Genomic DNA, 15,695 nt, shown 5'->3' with positions numbered 1-15,695 from the left:
GGCCCGGGAGGGCCCGCAAACGAAGAAGCCCCGGTCCGGCCGGGGCTTCTTCGTTGGAGAGGGAACTTACTTGTTGCGGTAGACGATACGACCCTTGGTCAGGTCATAGGGCGTCATCTGCACGATCACCTTGTCACCGCGCAGGATCCGGATGTAATGCTTGCGCATTTTTCCGGAGATGTGCGCCGTGATCGTGTGCCCGTTTTCGAGCTCCACCCGGAAGGTGGTGTTGGGGAGCGTTTCGACTACAGTGCCCTCCAGCTCGATTTCGTCTTCCTTCGCCATACGGTCCCTCTCGTATTGAATCAAGGTGCGACATTATCCGGATGCACCGGCGGAACACAAGTCACGTGGCGGCTTTCGGGGGGACATAGCAGCCCCGGCGACGGACCAGAACCGGTCCCTGCGGATGGGCGGCGTTTGCCGGGGTGTACGTGACCGCCTACACTACGCGCGCTTTCACGCGCGAGATCTGTAACGAATGACAACTTCTTGGGCCGCCGTATTTCCGGGGCAAGGGTCCCAGTCCACCGGCATGCTGGCCGATCTGGGCGATGACCACGCCATTGTCCGCGACACCTTTCAGGAAGCGTCGGATTGCCTCGACGCGGATCTCTGGAGCCTTTGCCAGCATGGTCCGGTGGAACAACTCAACCAGACCGAGTGGACACAACCGGTGATGCTGGCTGCCGGGGTCGCCACTTGGCGCCTCCTGACCGAACAAACGGACGCCCGCCCGCAGGCCGTCGCGGGCCATAGCCTGGGCGAATACAGCGCCCTGGTCGCCGCCGGCGTCCTGCGCTTCCCGGATGCAGTACGCCTGGTCGCCGAGCGCGCCCGGGCCATGCAGGCTGCGGTGCCGGAAGGTGAAGGCGCGATGGCGGCCATCCTTGGGCTCGACGATGCCGCGGTACACGCGCTTTGCCTCGAGCATGCCGGAGGCGAGATCCTGGAGGCGGTCAATCTGAACGCGCCGGGGCAGGTCGTGATTGCGGGCAATGCCACTGCGGTGGATCGGGCCGTAAGCGCCGCCAAGGATGCTGGTGCGAAGCGCGCTCTGAAGCTGCCGGTCTCGGTCCCGTCGCATTGCGCACTAATGCGCCCGGCCGCGGAACGCCTGCAGGCGGCCCTGGACGGCACCAGCTTTCAGTCCCCCACAATCCCGGTCTGGCAGAATGTGACTGCCGCGCCGACCGATGCCGCCGCGGCCATCAAGGAAAATCTGGCCGCGCAGCTGTATCGCCCGGTGCGCTGGGTCGAGACCATTCGCGGCTTGCGCGGGCAGGGCGTGGCGGTTCAGGTTGAATGCGGGCCGGGACGCGTCCTGACCGGTCTTGGCAAACGCATCGACCGCGAACTGGAGCTGTTCGATGTCGCCGACCGCGATACCCTGAAGGTCACGCTCGAACGTCTGGCCGCAGGCTGATCGACCGATCGCGACGGCGGCTTCCTCTCATTTGAAGTAAAGGCACAACCATGTCCGACAGCAAACGTGTAGCCCTTGTAACCGGTGCAAGCCGCGGAATTGGCGCGGCCATTGCCCGCCGTCTGGCGGAGCAGGGCCTGCAGGTGGTGGGTACCGCGACCAGTGCGTCCGGCGCCGAGCGGATCACCGAAACCCTGAAGCAATGGGGCGGGCGCGGCATTGCGATGGACGTTACCGACGCGGACTCCGTCGCGACCGGCCTGCAGGCGATCCAGGAACAGGAGGGTCCGATCGAGGTGCTGGTCAACAATGCCGGCATTACCCGCGACAACCTGTTCATGCGCATGAAGGACGCGGAATGGGACGCGGTCCTCGACACCAACCTGTCCGCTGCCGTGCGCCTGACACAGCGCCTGCTGAAAGGCATGATGAAACTGCGCCGCGGCCGCATCATCCTGGTTGGTTCGGTCGTGGGCTCCACCGGAAACGCCGGGCAGACCAACTACGCCGCCGCAAAAGCCGGCCTTGCGGGATTTGCTCGCTCCCTGGCGCGCGAGGTCGGCAGCCGCAGTATCACCGTGAACACGGTCGCACCGGGTTTCATCGATACTGACATGACCCGGGAACTGGGCGATGACACCAAACAGGCCCTGCTCGGACAGATTCCGCTGGGGCGCCTGGGGGCGCCGGAAGAGATCGCCGCGGCCGTCGGTTTCCTGGCCTCCGAGGAGGCCGGGTACATCACCGGCGAGACCCTGCATGTGAACGGCGGGATGTTCATGCACTGATCACGACGGGTCGGCTGCAGGCCGCCCGCACGGCCCGCTGCGCGGATCGCTAGATCGCGGCGGGGCTTTTCTCTAGAATGGCGGACCTTTCAACGAAGCCGCCTCACACTGAAGGGGATTTCTGAACCATGAGTAGCATTGAAGAACGCGTCAAGAAAATCGTTGTCGAGCAGCTGGGTGTCAAGGAAGAGGACGTGACCAACGCGGCCGGCTTCGTCGACGACCTGGGTGCGGATTCGCTGGACACGGTGGAACTCGTCATGGCGCTCGAGGAGGAATTCGAAACCGAAATCCCCGACGAGCAGGCGGAAAAGATCACCACCGTGCAGCAGGCGATCGATTACATCAACGAGCACATGAAGGACTGATTCGACGCCTCCGGGCGCCGATCAGGACGACGCGAACGGGCCTTCCTGCGCGCAGGGCGGCCCTTCGTCGTTGCGCTGAGCGCGTAATTTCAGTCTTTCGAGGAGAACACATTGGCTAAGCGACGTGTCGTGATTACCGGACTGGGGATCGTCTCCCCGGTCGGATCCACTATCGACAAGGCCTGGAGCAACATCAAGGCCGGCAAGAGCGGCATTTCCCCCATCGATGTCTTCGATGCATCGGACATGCCGGTGAAGATCTCCGGCGCGGTCCGGGACTTCGAAGCCAATGACTACGTCCCGCCGAAAGACCAGAAGAAGATGGACACCTTCGTCCTTTACGGGATCGCGGCGGGGCTTCAGGCCCTGGATGACTCCGGTTTGGAAGTCACCGAGGAGAACGCCGAGCGGATCGGGGTGGCCATTGGCTCCGGGATCGGCGGGCTGCCCTATATCGAACGCTCCTACGGCGCGTACCTGAAGGGCGGGGCGCGCAAGATCTCCCCGTTCTTCGTGCCCAGTGCGATCATCAACATGGTGGCGGGGAACCTGTCCATCATGCGCAACCTGCAGGGTCCGAACATCTCCATCGTCTCGGCCTGCGCCACCGGTACCCACAACATCGGCGACGCCGCTCGTATGATCGCCTATGGGGACGCCGATGCCATGGTCGCCGGCGGGGCCGAGATGGCCACCACGCCACTGGGCATTGGCGGCTTTGCCGCCGCCCGCGCGCTGTCCACTCGCAATGACGACCCGGAACGCGCCTCGCGTCCCTGGGACAAGGACCGCGATGGCTTTGTGCTGAGCGATGGCGCCGGTGTAATGATGCTCGAGGAGTACGAGCACGCGAAGGCCCGCGGGGCCCACATCTACTGCGAAGTGGCCGGCTTCGCCTGGAATGCGGATGCGCACCACATGACGCAGCCGGTCCAGGATGGTTCCGGTGCCGCCAAGTGCATGCATCGTGCCCTGAAAGATGCCGGTGTGAATCCGGAAGAGGTTGGGTACATCAACGCTCACGGGACCTCGACCCCCGCAGGTGACCTGGCGGAAACCCAGGGCCTGAAGAAGGCATTCGGCGATCACGCCTACAAGCTCATGGTCAACTCCACCAAGTCGATGACCGGCCACCTGCTGGGTGCCGCCGGCGGGATCGAGGGCGTGTTTACCGCCCTGGCGCTGCGCGATCAGGTGTCACCGCCGACCATCAACCTGGAAAACCCGAGCGAAGGGTGCGACCTGAACTACGTGGCCAACGAGGCCCGCGAAATGAAGACCAAGGTCGGCCTGTCGAACTCCTTCGGTTTCGGGGGCACCAACGGCACCCTGGTGTTCCGCAGCATCTGACGTTGCGGCGCCGCCATGGCGGTCCATGAACTGGCCGCCGGGGTCGACTTTGCGGCCCTGGCGCGGCGATTCCCAGAGCGCTATCCCCACCTGCTGGAGTCGGCACTGATCGGGCAGGCTCCGGCTCGTTTTTCCATCCTGTTCGCCTTCCCCGGCCGCACGTTGTCCAGTGCGGCCGGAGAGGACGTGCTGGGCGTGCTGGATCAGGATCTCTCGAGCACACCACCACTCGACCCCGAAGACGCCGCATATGCCCACCTCCCGTTCCTCGGGGGATGGTTCCTGTACGCCGGGTACGAACTGGCCTGGCGCATGGAGCCGGCCCTGGGTGATTGCCGCTCGGACCCCTGGCTGCCGGATGCCCTGGTGACCTATTTCCCGGCGGCACTGGTCCACGATCACCACGAGGGGACGACCTGGTTCGTCGACGAGGCAGGCGATTACGCGCGTTTGGAGCGGGTGGAGTCGGACTGCGCGACAGTCCGGGGCCAGCCGAGTCCCGCATCCGAGCCGCTGCCCGCCCTGGCCCTTCAGGAGGAGGACGCCCAGCGCTATCGCGACGCAGTGATGAAGGGCCTCGAGTACATCCGGGCCGGCGACACCTTTCAGGTCAATCTGTCCCGCGAATGGCGTGCCACCGCCGCGCAGCCGCTGGATCCGGCGGGGCTGTACACCCGCCTGCGCGAGGCCAATGCCGCGCCGTTTGCCGCGTGGCTGCAACTCCCCGGTGCTCACGTGATCAGTTCCTCGCCTGAACGGCTGGTGTCGGTCGAAAACGCCATGGTCGAGACCCGGCCGATTGCGGGGACCCGTCGCCGCGATCCGGATGCGGAAGAAGACCGGCGTCTTTTCAGTGAGTTGACGTTCAACATCAAGGAACGCGCCGAGCATGTCATGCTCGTGGATCTGGAACGCAATGATGTCGGGCGGGTGGCCGAGATCGGTAGCGTGCGCGTGGCGGAGCTGATGACCATCGAGAGCTATCGCCGGGTGCATCACATCGTCTCCAGCATTGTCGGGCGCCTGCGCCCGGGCACCACCACGGCCGACATCCTGCGCGCGGTCTTTCCGGGCGGCACCATCACCGGCTGCCCGAAGATCCGCAGCATGCAGATCATCCAGGAACTGGAACAACAGGCCCCGCGTGGGGCCTATACCGGAGGCTGCGGGTACGTCAGCCGCCACGGCCGCATGGATACCAATATCCTGATCCGGACCCTCGTCGTTCGGGGGAACGAACTGCGGTTTCGGGCGGGGGCGGGCATCGTCGCGGACTCCGATCCCGAGCGCGAGCTGGAGGAGACCCGGCACAAGGCACGCGGCCTGCTGGAGGCGCTGCAGGGGGCGGGGGAGAAGAGCCCATGATCCTGGTGAACGGCGAGCGCGAGGGGCGGGTATCGCCATTGGATCGCGGGCTACTCCTGGGCGACGGCCTGTTCGAGACGCTACGGGTGCGACAGGGCCGACCACAGCTATGGCCCTACCACTGGGCCCGCCTGACGCGCGGGCTGGAGCAACTCGGGTTTCCGCAACTCGGCGAGACCGAGGTGCTGGACGAGATTGCCCGAGTGGCGACCCTGCCAGCCTGCATGGTGCGCCTGACGGTGACCCGGGGTGAGGGGCCACGGGGCTACGCGCCGCCTGCGGCACCGGTACTGACTCGGATCGTCAGTGCCGGTCCGGCGCTGGACGACGCCGCCCCCACTGAACGCGAATCCCTAAGCCTGGGTTGGGCCATAGTGCCGATCGGCGTAAACCCGGCGCTCGCGGGCCTCAAGCACACCAGTCGCCTCGAGCATGTGATGGCCCGGCGCAGCTGGCAACCGGGCTGGGACGAGGCAATCCTCCACGATGCGCTGGGGCGCGTGGTCAGCGCCACGCAGGGGAATCTCTGGCTGCGCGAAGGGCGTATCTTGCTCACCCCGCCGGTGGATCAGTCCGGGATCGCCGGTACGCGACGCGCCTGGGTCCTCGAGCATGCCGAACGGTTCGGGTTCGAGGTGAGCGAGGCGTACCCGGACCCCGCGCGTATCGAGAGAGCCGATGCGCTCTATGTCAGCAACGCGCGTATCGGGATGACCCCGGCCGTGCTGTCCGAAGGGGACAAGCGGGGGCCTGCGTGGCAGGATGATCCGCTGTATTCAATGGGAATTGCATTGCATGAAGCGGATTAGCCTCGCTGTCCTGGCGCTCCTGGTCGTTCTGGCCCTGGGCGCCGCCTGGTGGCTTAGCGAACACTACCAGGCGCAGCTGGATACGCCGATGGCGCTGGACGCCTCGGAACGCTTTCAGTTGGAACCGGGGCAGGGGTTGCGTTCGGTGAGCAGGACCTTTGCCGAACGCGGCTGGGTGGATTCTGCCTGGGTGCTCGAGGCCTATGGACGGCGTCAGGGCATCGCGCCGCGTCTCCAGGCAGGAGAATACGCCGTGACGCCGGGCATGACCCCGCGCGAACTGATCCATGCGATGGCTCGCGGCGAGGTGGTACAGCATCGCCTCACGTTCCCGGAGGGCTGGACCATCCGCCAGGCGCTGGCCGCGCTGCGCGAGCACCCGGAACTCATCGGGCCCGCGGAATCGGTCGGGGTCGACAACCTGCTGGAGGCACTGGGGCTCGAGGACCTGGGACACCCGGAGGGATGGTTCCTGCCGGACACCTATTTCTTCGGCTCCGGAACCGAGGCCCTGACGGTGCTGCAACGCGCCCACCAGGCGATGCGCCTGCACCTGGACCGCGCCTGGGAGGACCGCATCGAGGACCACCCGGTGAGTTCGCCCTATGAACTGCTGATCCTTGCCTCCATCATCGAACGCGAGACCGGGCGCGGGGACGAGCGTGAACGGGTGGCCGGGGTGTTCGTGAACCGACTCAAGCGCGGCATGCGCCTGCAGACCGATCCCACCCTGCTGTACGCGCAGGAGCCCGGCGTACAACGCCTGACGCGCGCCGAACTGGACCGCGATCATCCCTACAACACCTACACCCGTGCCGGGCTCCCGCCAACGCCCATCGCCCTGCCGGGGCGCGCGGCCTTGCAGGCGGCGGCACGTCCGGCCGAAACCAATGACCTGTTCTTCGTCTCGCGCGGCGACGGCAGTCATCATTTCTCCGAGACCTATCGTGAACATCGCGAGGCCGTGATCCGCTACCAGCTGGGCGGGGATGGCAGCCGCTACGGCATACGCAACCGGTAACTGGAGACGCCCTGCACATGGAACGCTCGCCCCATCCCGGCCATTTCCTGGTCCTCGAAGGCATCGAGGGCTCGGGCAAGACCACCCAGATCGAGCGTCTGGACACCGCGCTGCGCGCTGCCGGACATCCGGTGCGCAACACTCGGGAGCCGGGCGGGACCGCGCTCGGCGAACGCCTGCGCGGCCTGCTGCTGGACCCCGATCTGCCGGGCATGTGTGCCGAGTCCGAGCTGCTGCTGATGTTCGCCGCGCGGGCCCAGCACCTGCACGAGGTGATTCGGCCGGCTCTGCAGGCCGGCGATTGGGTGCTTAGCGACCGCTTTACCGATGCCTCGTTTGCCTACCAGGGGGCCGGGCGGGGACTCGGCTCCCAGCGGATCGCGCAGCTGGAGGACTGGCTGCAGGGCGATCTCCGCCCGGATCTGGTAATCCTGCTGGACATCGACCCAGAGACCGGGCTTGATCGCGCCGTCCAGCGCGGCCGGCGAGACCGCATCGAACGCGAGGCGCTGGACTTCTTCGAGCGCGCACGCCAGGCGTATCGGGAACGCGCCAAGCGAGCGCCGGGACGCTATCTGGTCGTGGATGCATCCGCGGACCCGGACACGGTAGCCGAGCGCATCCTCGCGGGCGTGCGCGAGCGCCTGCCGTTGCACGCGCTGGAGGGTTAAGGGGGCCATGGCTGCGCCAGTCACCGACGATATGCTGCCGCCCTGGCTGCAAAAGCCGTGGGAGGCGCTGGCGCGGCGCGGGCGCGAAGGGCGCCTGCCCAGCGGTCTACTGGTCCATGGCGCTCCGGGCGTTGGCAAGGCACTGCTGACGCGGGCGCTGGTCCAGGCCCTGCTGTGCCAGCGCGCGACGGGCACCGAGCCGCCGTGCGGCGAATGCAACGGCTGTCGCAGCTTCCTTGGTGGTGTACACCCCGAGGTGATGACGCTGGAGCCGGAGGAGGCGGGCAAGGAAATCCTGATCGCGGCGGCCCGCGAGGCGATCGAGTTTCTCTCGCTGTCCGGTTCGGGCGGGCTGCGCAGCGTGATCATCCGCCCGGCCGATGCCCTGAACACGAACGCGGCGAATGCGCTGCTGAAGACCCTGGAGGAACCCCCGCCCAGGGCCATGCTGATTCTCGAGGCAGCTCAGCCGGCGCGCCTGCCAGCGACCATCCGCAGCCGCTGCCAGATGGTCGAAATCGCCACGCCGGGGCCTGCCGAAGCAACGGACTGGTTGCGCGGGGCCGCCGATGACCCTGCGGCAGTGGACGAGGCCTATGCCGCCAGTCTCGGGCGTCCGCTGGCCGCCCGCGAGATCCTGACCGACCCCGACCGTATGGCGCGCTGGGAACAGGACCGCGAGGCCCTGACCCTGCTACTGCGTCGCCCCGGGGTGACACCGATGGCCAGTGCCATGCAACGCAGCCTGCCGGAATCCCTGATCCCGCGAATCCAGGCTCTGCTGGTTGCGGCCCAGCGCCTGCTCGTCAACGGCGAGCCGGATGCGTTTGGCCGGCAGTTCCCGCGCGATCTAATCGAGGACTTCGCCCGGCGCATGGGGCCGCGGCGGCTGGCTGAACTGTCGAGTCAAGCGCTCGGCTGGCAACGCCAGGCCTCGCGCCAGCTTAACCCGCAGCTGCGCATGGAAGACATCGCATTGAGCTTCCTCGAGCAGTAAGGCGTCACTTGCCACGAGTACAGTCGGGGTGGCGCGGTATCGGTGCGATGGGCGATACTGCCAGACCCAGTACGATTTCAGGTCACACGGAGGGTCTATGGCCGGGCAGGGCATGCTCACCTTGGCAATCAAGGAAAAACCCGCGCTGTATGCGGCATACATGCCGTTCGTGACCAATGGCGGTCTATTTATCCCGACCGACAAGGCCTACAAGCTCGGAGACCAGGTCTTCCTGCTGCTGTCCCTGCTGGAAGATTCGGATCGCCTTCCGACCCCCTGCACGGTGGTCTGGATTACGCCGCCCCGCGCCCAGGGCAACCGGCTGCGGGGCATCGGCGTGCAGTTCAACAAGTCGGACAAGGGTGTGACCCACCGCCGCATCGAGGAACACCTGGGCGGCATGCTGAACTCCGACCGCAAGACGCATACCTTCTAGACGTCTGAAAGTGCCGTCTTGACCGACGCTGCGTCGGGACCTTGCATCGCGCACGAACACCCGCTTGCCACCCCTTCGCGACGAGCCTGGAACCGTCAGCGCACGTTCGCGGCACCGGTCTCGCGGATGGCCTCGCCCAGAGTTTCCAGCGCCTGGTCAATCTGCGCCTGCGTGAGGTAGAAGTGGGGCGCAAAGCGGATCCCGCCGCCTCGCATGGCACACAGGATGCCGCGCCCCTGAAGCCTCGCGTATAGCGCTTCCAGGTCATCCACCGGCGGTCGGAACGTCAGGATGCCGGCACGCCGGCCGCGCGGTGTCAGGATTTGGCAGCCGTGCGCACGCAGGCCTTCTTCCAAATGTAGCCAGTGCTCGCGGATCTCGTGGTCGATGCTGTCCAGCCCGATCTCCAGCAGAAGGGAGAGACTGGCGTGCAGGGCGTGAATTCCGAGCATGTTCGGACTGCCCGGTTCGAAACGCCGTGCACTCGTGGCGGGCTCGATCCCCGGGTTCGAGAAATCGCCGGCATGCGCCAGCATGTTCCAGCCATATTCCTGCAGCGTCAGCCGTTCGCGGATCTCCGGGTTTACGTAGAACACCCCGATTCCCTCGGGCGCCAGCATCCACTTGTGGGCATCGGCCATCACGAAGTCGGCATGGCAACCCGGGGCATCGAAGGGCAGGGCGCCCAGGTGCTGGATCGCATCAACACAGAACAGGATGCGCCGCGAGCGCAGTTCCGCACCCAGCGCCTGGATGTCGACCCGCAGCCCGGAGTCGTAGCGCACAGCACTGGTGGCCACCAGGCGGGTCCGCGCATCACATGCGGCCAGCAGGTCGCGCTCCGGTTCCTCGCCAATGGCGACCTCGCGCGCCTCGATGCCGAAACGCTCTGCGGCGGCCAGCCAGACGACACGATTGGACGGGAACTCGTGCGCCGGGAACACCACATTGTCGCCCGGCTGCCAGTCCAGGCCGAAGGCCACCATCGACAGCGCCTCGGACGTGTTCTTCACGAAGGCAATGTCCTCTGCGGACGGCGCCCCGATCAACGCCCGTGCGAGTTCCCGCGTCGCGTCGATTTGCTGCAGCCACTGCAGGTAGTCACGCGAGCCATGGGCCACGTTCTCCCGGGCGAAGCGGCAGACCGCGTCCTCGGTGCGCCGGGGCCAGGGGCCCACGGCGGCATGATTGAGGTGGATGATCCCTTCCTGTGGAAACTCCGGGTGCATGCGATCCTCCTTGGCGGGAGCCAAAGGGTAACCCAGTCAGGCGAGGCTTAGAACACCCGGAGAGACGCAGCCGAAGGAGCCCGCCTGCGCACCCGGCGCATCAGCCGCGCCCGGGAACTGGTTGTGAAAATGCGCTCAAGTTGTTAATTTACCGGCTTCTGAAGGTCCCGCTACCCCGCCCATCGACAGCGGCACGGGTCAGCATCTTACTCGCAGCTCTTCCGGACGCCGTTCGCGTGCGAATGGTCATCCCGTATTCCTAGAGCTTGAGCGCCCCGAACGTCCCGGGATACACGCGCATCCTCGCCCATCGCTGCGGCGAGGCACTCCAATTTCAGTTTGTCGGCACAGGAGTCGCGGATGAATTCCGTTGTCCAGTTCTATCGTGATCCCCAGCTTGGTGCGGTCGAGCCGCGCGAGTTCCGCGTCTTTAATGAACGCTCGATCGAACGCATCCCGGCCCTGGCCAGCCTGCCCGAGGCCATACGCTTCGAGATGCAGGTCGTTGCCAGCGTTCTTCCGTTCCGGGTCAATGACTACGTGATCGAGGAGCTGATCGACTGGAGCCGGGTTCCCGACGACCCAATCTTCCAGCTGACCTTTCCGCAACGGGACATGCTGGCCCCCGAGGCCTTCGAGCGCATGGCCGTTCTGCATCGCCAAGGGGCAGGGCGGGCCGAGATCCAGGCCCTCGCGCGCGAGCTGCGCGAGGAGCTCAACCCGCATCCAGCCGGGCAGATGGAGCTCAACCGCCCGAGCGAGGAAGCGGGCGAGGTCATCAACGGCCTCCAGCACAAGTACCGTGAAACCGTGCTGTTCTTCCCCGGCCAGGGCCAGACCTGCCACAGTTATTGCACCTTCTGCTTCCGCTGGGCCCAGTTCGTCGGTGACAAGGAGCTGCGCATCGCCAGCACCGATGCCGCGTTGCTGCACGACTACCTGCGCGGCCATCCGGAGATCAGCGATCTTTTGATGACGGGTGGCGACCCGATGGTAATGAAAACCAAGCACCTGAAGGCCTATCTTGAGGCCTTGCTGGAGCCCGATCTGGCCCACATACAGACCGTACGGATCGGCACCAAGGCCCTGACATTCTGGCCTTACCGATTCGTGACCGACTCGGATGCGGACGAACTGTTGCGTCTACTGGAACGGCTGGTCGAGGCGGGCAAGCACGTGGCCCTGATGGCGCATTACAACCATCCGAACGAATTGCGGACCCCGATTGCCCACGAGGCCATCCGCCGTGTGCGCGACACCGGCGCCGAAATTCGCGCCCAGGGGCCCTTGCTCCGGCACATCAATGACGACGCCGAGGCCTGGGCCAATCTCTGGCGCGAACAGGTACGCCTCGGGATTATCCCGTATTACATGTTCGTAGAGCGTGACACCGGGGCGCGACGCTACTTCGAGGTCCCGCTGGCGCGCGCCTGGGAGATCTACCGCGAGGCCATGAAACAGGTCTCGGGGCTCGGGCGCACCGCCCGCGGCCCCTCAATGAGCGCCGAGCCCGGCAAGGTGGAGATCCAGGGCGTTGCCGAGATCCAGGGCGAGAAGGTCTTCGTCCTGCGCTTCATCCAGGCACGCAACCCCGACTGGGTCCAGCGCCCGTTTTTTGCGCGCTACGATGACCAGGCCACCTGGCTCGATCAGCTCAAACCCGCCTTCGGCGAAGATCGCTTCTTCTTCGAGGACGAGCTGATGGCGATGAAGGCCGAATCGGCTCACTGAGTCCGCCTCAGCCGGGCGGGTTTGGCACAATGGACCTCATGGACAACAACACGCTCAAGCAACGCGACCTGCGCACCCTCTGGCATCCCTGTACCCAGATGAAAGACTACGGCGAGGAGGGGACCCTCCCGCTGCTTCCGATCCAGCGGGGGGAGGGCGTCTGGCTGTACGATTTCGACGGCAATCGCTATCTGGATGCCATCAGTTCGTGGTGGGTCAACCTGTTCGGTCACGCCAACCCCCGCATCGGCAATGCGGTGAAGGAGCAGCTCGATCAGCTGGAGCACGTCATCCTCGCAGGCTGCACCCACGAGCCGGTGGTCGAGTTGTGCGAACGCCTGATCGACATCACCCCCGAAGGCCTGAACCGGGTGTTCCTGGCGGACAACGGCAGCGCCGGGGTCGAGGTCGCGCTGAAGATGAGCTTTCACTACTGGCGCAACGTCGATCGCCCGCAGAAGACCCGATTCATTCGCCTGTCCAACAGCTACCACGGCGAGACCCTGGGCGCCTTGTCCGTGAGCGATGTACCGCTGTACAGCGCAACCTACGAACCGCTGATGCTGGACGTCATCACCGTGCCGGCACCGGATTGTTTCGACCGCGAAGACGGCGAAACCTGCGCCGATGTGGCGCGTCGCCAGTTCGACCACATGGAACAGGCGCTGGCGGAACATGCCGATGAGGCCGCCGCAGTCATCGTGGAGCCCCTGGTCCAGTGCGCCGGCCACATGCGCATGTACGACCCTGAATACCTGCGGCTACTGCGTGAAGCCTGCGACCGTCACGGCGTCCACCTGATCGCCGACGAGATCGCAGTCGGCTTCGGGCGCACCGGCACGCTGTTCGCCTGCGAACAGGGGCCAATCACGCCCGATTTCATGTGCCTGTCCAAGGGCCTGACCGCCGGCTATCTGCCCATGGCCGCCGTGTTGACCACAGATACCATTTACCAGGCGTTCTACGACGATTACGAAAAGCTCAACATGTTCCTGCATTCGCATTCCTATACCGGGAATCCGCTCGCGTGCAGGGCCGCACTTGCCACACTGGACATCTTCGATTCCGATCCCGTTCTCGAGAGAAACCGGGAGCTTGCCGCCCATATCGAGAAACGACTTGAACCCTTGCGGGAACATCCGCATGTCGCCGACGTGCGCCAGCACGGCATGATTGCGGCGGTGGAACTGGTGCAGGACAAGTCCCGACGCACCCCGTATCCGTGGCAGGAACGTCGCGGACTGCACATCTATCGCCACGGCCTGACACGCGGTGCGCTGTTGCGACCGCTGGGGAACGTGAGCTATCTGATGCCGCCGTACGTGATCACCGAGGAACAGATCGACTTCCTCGTCGAGGTGATGACCGAGGGGATCGAAAAGGCCGTGCGCGCCTGAGGTGCGGGATCAGGCCTAAACGGGAACGGGATTGGGCCTGGCGCAGGCCGCGTTCATGACTTCGGTGGGAGCATCCCGGTCATTCCGCTCGAGACACGCCCATCTTCAATGTCGCATAATACATATTATGTTAAATCGTGGATAAGGGACTGTGCTGGTCGCCTTAGCGAGTCCCTGGACCATGCGCGTGCGGTAGCCCGGCGCGGGTTCTCTCCCCGGCCGGACTCCGGATTGTTAACGCCTTGGAGTCAGGAAAGACTGCTGATCACGCGCGTCAGGATCTGTTTCACCCGGGCCATGCCGACATCGAGATTCGCGGCGATGTCGTTCATGGTGATCTCGCCTTCGGCGCGTCCGGCCGCCCAGTTGGCGATTACGGCACAACAGGCGTAGTTCAGCCCCAGTTCACGCGCCAGTGCCGCCTCGGGCATGCCGGTCATGCCCACCAGATCGCAGCCGTCGCGTTCCAGGCGATCAATCTCCGCGGCCGTCTCCAGGCGCGGTCCCTGCGTGGCCCCGTAGGTCCCGTGCTCCACGGCCTCGATACCCAGGTCGTCAATCGCGCGGATCAGCGTCTGGCGGACGCTGTCGCTATAGGGCCAGGTCATGTCGATGTGGGTGACCTCTTCCAGGTCTTTCCCCTCGAAGAAGGTATTCGCCCGTGACCAGGTGTAATCGATGATCTGATCGGGGATCGCGACCATACCCGGCTTCATCTCTTCGCCAATCCCGCCGACTGCAGCCACGGCCACCACGTTGTCGATCCCGGCATTTTTAAGCGCCCAGATATTGGCGCGGTAGTTCACCTCGTGCGGCGGGATGGTATGCCGGGCCCCATGCCGTGGCAGAAACACGATCTCGGTGTCGTTCAGGCGGCCGAACACCAGCGGCCCCGAGGGTTCGCCATACGGCGTGTGCATTACCTGACGCCGGGTGATCTCCAGATCTTTCAGCTGGGTCAGGCCGGTGCCGCCGATGACGGCGATACGGGGTGTGGACATGAGCGCCTCGGACGTCAGTGGTTTATTGGTCGGCCACGGCGAAGATGCCGGGCGCATTGCGCAGATAGTCCTGATAATCCATACCGTACCCGAACAGGTAGCGGTTGGGGGCCTCCAGGGCGGCGTAGTCGACGGTGATCGCCGGGTCCCGCTCCGGGTTGTGCTTGTCCACCAGGACGATGGAGATCACCTGCGCCGCACCCTGCTCCTCGCAGAACGTCTTGATTCCCTCCAGGGTGATCCCGCCGTCGAGGATGTCATCAACGACGACGACGGTACGGTCCTTGAGCGACGCCTGCGGACGTGCCAACCAGTGCAGCTGATCGCCGCCGCGCGTGCCACCGCGATAGCGCGTGGCGTGCAGGTAATCCACCTGCATGGGAAACGACCAGCGGGTCAGCAACCCGCCCATCAGCACCACGCCCCCGTTCATTACGCCCATGACCAACGGATTGCGGTCCTTCAGCGAGGCGGCCGTGCGTTCCGCCAGGCGGTCGATCGCCGTCTCGACGGCATCGCGGCTGAAGAGGCAGTCGGCGTCGCGCAGCGTGGCTCGGGCCTGTTCCGGGCTCATGGCATGTCCTGAGGGTGTCGATGCGGGGAAATCATGTCCGAGCCCCGAACATTCGGCAAGGTTGGCCTCGCCTTTTCGGAGCCCGGAAACGCAACCGGCCGGCACAAGGGCCGGCCGGCTGAAAACGAACGTCGATAACCTTAGTAGGTAAAGGTGACCGTGTCGTCGTCCATCGCTTCGGAGATGACGTAGGCGCCGCCCACGGTTTCTTCGATCTCCGGAATCAGGTCGTTGCCCCACAGATCCAGCGTCGGGGTGCAGACCTTCATTACGACGCCGGCTTCGTGGGCGTCCTTCATGAAGTCGTAGACGCTCTTGCTGGAGCCTTCCTGCACGAACAGGTTCTCGGCAACGCCCTTCTTGGCGAGCTCGCCAGCACGGCCGGTCATCACGATTTCAACGTCGTATTCCATGGCGGCAGCCACGGTGGCCTGGAAGAACGGGGCACCCAGTTCGGAAGCGTTGCTCGGGTCGGTGTTGACCATGACGATCATGAGCTTATCGGCCATTTTGGATCTCCAACTTCAGTGGT

17 protein-coding genes are annotated in these 15,695 nt (G+C 65.2%); 12 read left to right on the top strand and 5 right to left on the bottom strand.

All coding sequences use genetic code 11. The features are described 5' to 3' along the window. Positions 1–66: 66 nt before the first annotated feature. A complete protein-coding gene (gene infA, locus F622_RS0103010; RefSeq protein ID WP_012982660.1) occupies positions 67–285 on the bottom strand; it encodes a translation initiation factor IF-1 in 219 nt (72 codons plus the stop codon). A gap of 196 nt (positions 286–481) precedes the next feature. Here infA and fabD point away from each other — a divergent pair, with 196 nt between their 5' ends. The 10 genes from fabD (at position 482) to F622_RS0102960 (ending at position 9,231) form a co-directional block, all read left to right on the top strand. Further along, a complete protein-coding gene (gene fabD, locus F622_RS0103005; RefSeq protein ID WP_081620962.1) occupies positions 482–1,426 on the top strand; it encodes an ACP S-malonyltransferase in 945 nt (314 codons plus the stop codon). 50 nt (positions 1,427–1,476) lie between these two features. Next, positions 1,477–2,214, top strand: coding sequence for a 3-oxoacyl-ACP reductase FabG (gene fabG / locus F622_RS0103000; protein ID WP_018169780.1), 738 nt, complete (start codon positions 1,477–1,479; stop codon positions 2,212–2,214). A 128-nt stretch (positions 2,215–2,342) separates the two neighbouring features. Then, positions 2,343–2,582 carry an acyl carrier protein gene (gene acpP, locus F622_RS0102995; RefSeq protein ID WP_018145676.1) on the top strand — a complete coding sequence of 80 codons (240 nt, stop codon included), beginning with the start codon at positions 2,343–2,345 and terminating at the stop codon, positions 2,580–2,582. 129 nt (positions 2,583–2,711) lie between these two features. After that, entirely contained in the window at positions 2,712–3,932 is a 1,221-nt protein-coding gene (gene fabF, locus F622_RS0102990; RefSeq protein WP_019571291.1) for a beta-ketoacyl-ACP synthase II, read from the top strand. A 15-nt stretch (positions 3,933–3,947) separates the two neighbouring features. Next, a complete protein-coding gene (locus F622_RS0102985; RefSeq protein WP_019571290.1) occupies positions 3,948–5,297 on the top strand; it encodes an aminodeoxychorismate synthase component I in 1,350 nt (449 codons plus the stop codon). Further along, positions 5,294–6,106, top strand: a complete 813-nt coding sequence (gene pabC, locus F622_RS0102980) for an aminodeoxychorismate lyase (protein ID WP_019571289.1) — start codon at positions 5,294–5,296, stop codon at positions 6,104–6,106. The genes F622_RS0102985 and pabC overlap by 4 nt, the downstream gene beginning before the upstream one ends. Continuing rightward, positions 6,093–7,127 carry an endolytic transglycosylase MltG gene (gene mltG, locus F622_RS0102975; protein WP_019571288.1) on the top strand — a complete coding sequence of 345 codons (1,035 nt, stop codon included), beginning with the start codon at positions 6,093–6,095 and terminating at the stop codon, positions 7,125–7,127. The genes pabC and mltG overlap by 14 nt, the downstream gene beginning before the upstream one ends. Before the next feature lie 17 nt (positions 7,128–7,144). Beyond that, positions 7,145–7,798, top strand: a complete 654-nt coding sequence (gene tmk / locus F622_RS0102970) for a dTMP kinase (RefSeq protein WP_019571287.1) — start codon at positions 7,145–7,147, stop codon at positions 7,796–7,798. Positions 7,799–7,805: 7 nt separating this feature from the next. Continuing rightward, the gene (locus F622_RS0102965) at positions 7,806–8,795 is read left to right on the top strand and encodes a DNA polymerase III subunit delta' (protein WP_019567851.1); all 990 of its coding nucleotides are present in this window, start codon (positions 7,806–7,808) and stop codon (positions 8,793–8,795) included. 97 nt (positions 8,796–8,892) lie between these two features. Further along, the gene (locus F622_RS0102960; RefSeq protein ID WP_017941553.1) at positions 8,893–9,231 is read left to right on the top strand and encodes a PilZ domain-containing protein; all 339 of its coding nucleotides are present in this window, start codon (positions 8,893–8,895) and stop codon (positions 9,229–9,231) included. 95 nt (positions 9,232–9,326) lie between these two features. On the opposite strand, the gene F622_RS0102955 is transcribed toward F622_RS0102960, so the two are convergent. Continuing rightward, complete coding sequence (locus F622_RS0102955) at positions 9,327–10,460, bottom strand: aminotransferase class V-fold PLP-dependent enzyme (protein WP_019571286.1); 1,134 nt, start codon at positions 10,458–10,460, stop codon at positions 9,327–9,329. A gap of 360 nt (positions 10,461–10,820) precedes the next feature. Here F622_RS0102955 and F622_RS0102950 point away from each other — a divergent pair, with 360 nt between their 5' ends. Then, positions 10,821–12,191, top strand: a complete 1,371-nt coding sequence (locus tag F622_RS0102950) for a KamA family radical SAM protein (RefSeq protein ID WP_018176799.1) — start codon at positions 10,821–10,823, stop codon at positions 12,189–12,191. 38 nt (positions 12,192–12,229) lie between these two features. Beyond that, a complete protein-coding gene (locus F622_RS0102945; RefSeq protein ID WP_026287897.1) occupies positions 12,230–13,588 on the top strand; it encodes an adenosylmethionine--8-amino-7-oxononanoate transaminase in 1,359 nt (452 codons plus the stop codon). Positions 13,589–13,836: 248 nt separating this feature from the next. On the opposite strand, the gene F622_RS0102940 is transcribed toward F622_RS0102945, so the two are convergent. The 3 genes from F622_RS0102940 to F622_RS0102930 all read right to left on the bottom strand — a co-directional run bounded on the left by F622_RS0102940 (position 13,837) and on the right by F622_RS0102930 (position 15,672). After that, positions 13,837–14,589, bottom strand: coding sequence for an S-methyl-5'-thioinosine phosphorylase (locus tag F622_RS0102940; RefSeq protein ID WP_019571285.1), 753 nt, complete (start codon positions 14,587–14,589; stop codon positions 13,837–13,839). A 22-nt stretch (positions 14,590–14,611) separates the two neighbouring features. Then, positions 14,612–15,163, bottom strand: a complete 552-nt coding sequence (locus tag F622_RS0102935) for a hypoxanthine-guanine phosphoribosyltransferase (RefSeq protein ID WP_018169770.1) — start codon at positions 15,161–15,163, stop codon at positions 14,612–14,614. Positions 15,164–15,303: 140 nt separating this feature from the next. Continuing rightward, the gene (locus tag F622_RS0102930) at positions 15,304–15,672 is read right to left on the bottom strand and encodes a DsrE family protein (protein WP_018145688.1); all 369 of its coding nucleotides are present in this window, start codon (positions 15,670–15,672) and stop codon (positions 15,304–15,306) included. Positions 15,673–15,695: the final 23 nt, after the last annotated feature.

The organism is Thioalkalivibrio sp. ALMg3, assembly GCF_000381225.1.
In the GTDB taxonomy this organism is placed as follows: domain Bacteria; phylum Pseudomonadota; class Gammaproteobacteria; order Ectothiorhodospirales; family Ectothiorhodospiraceae; genus Thioalkalivibrio; species Thioalkalivibrio versutus.
The sequence above is the reverse complement of the archived record's forward strand: the minus strand, read 5'-3'. Positions and strand labels throughout refer to the sequence as shown.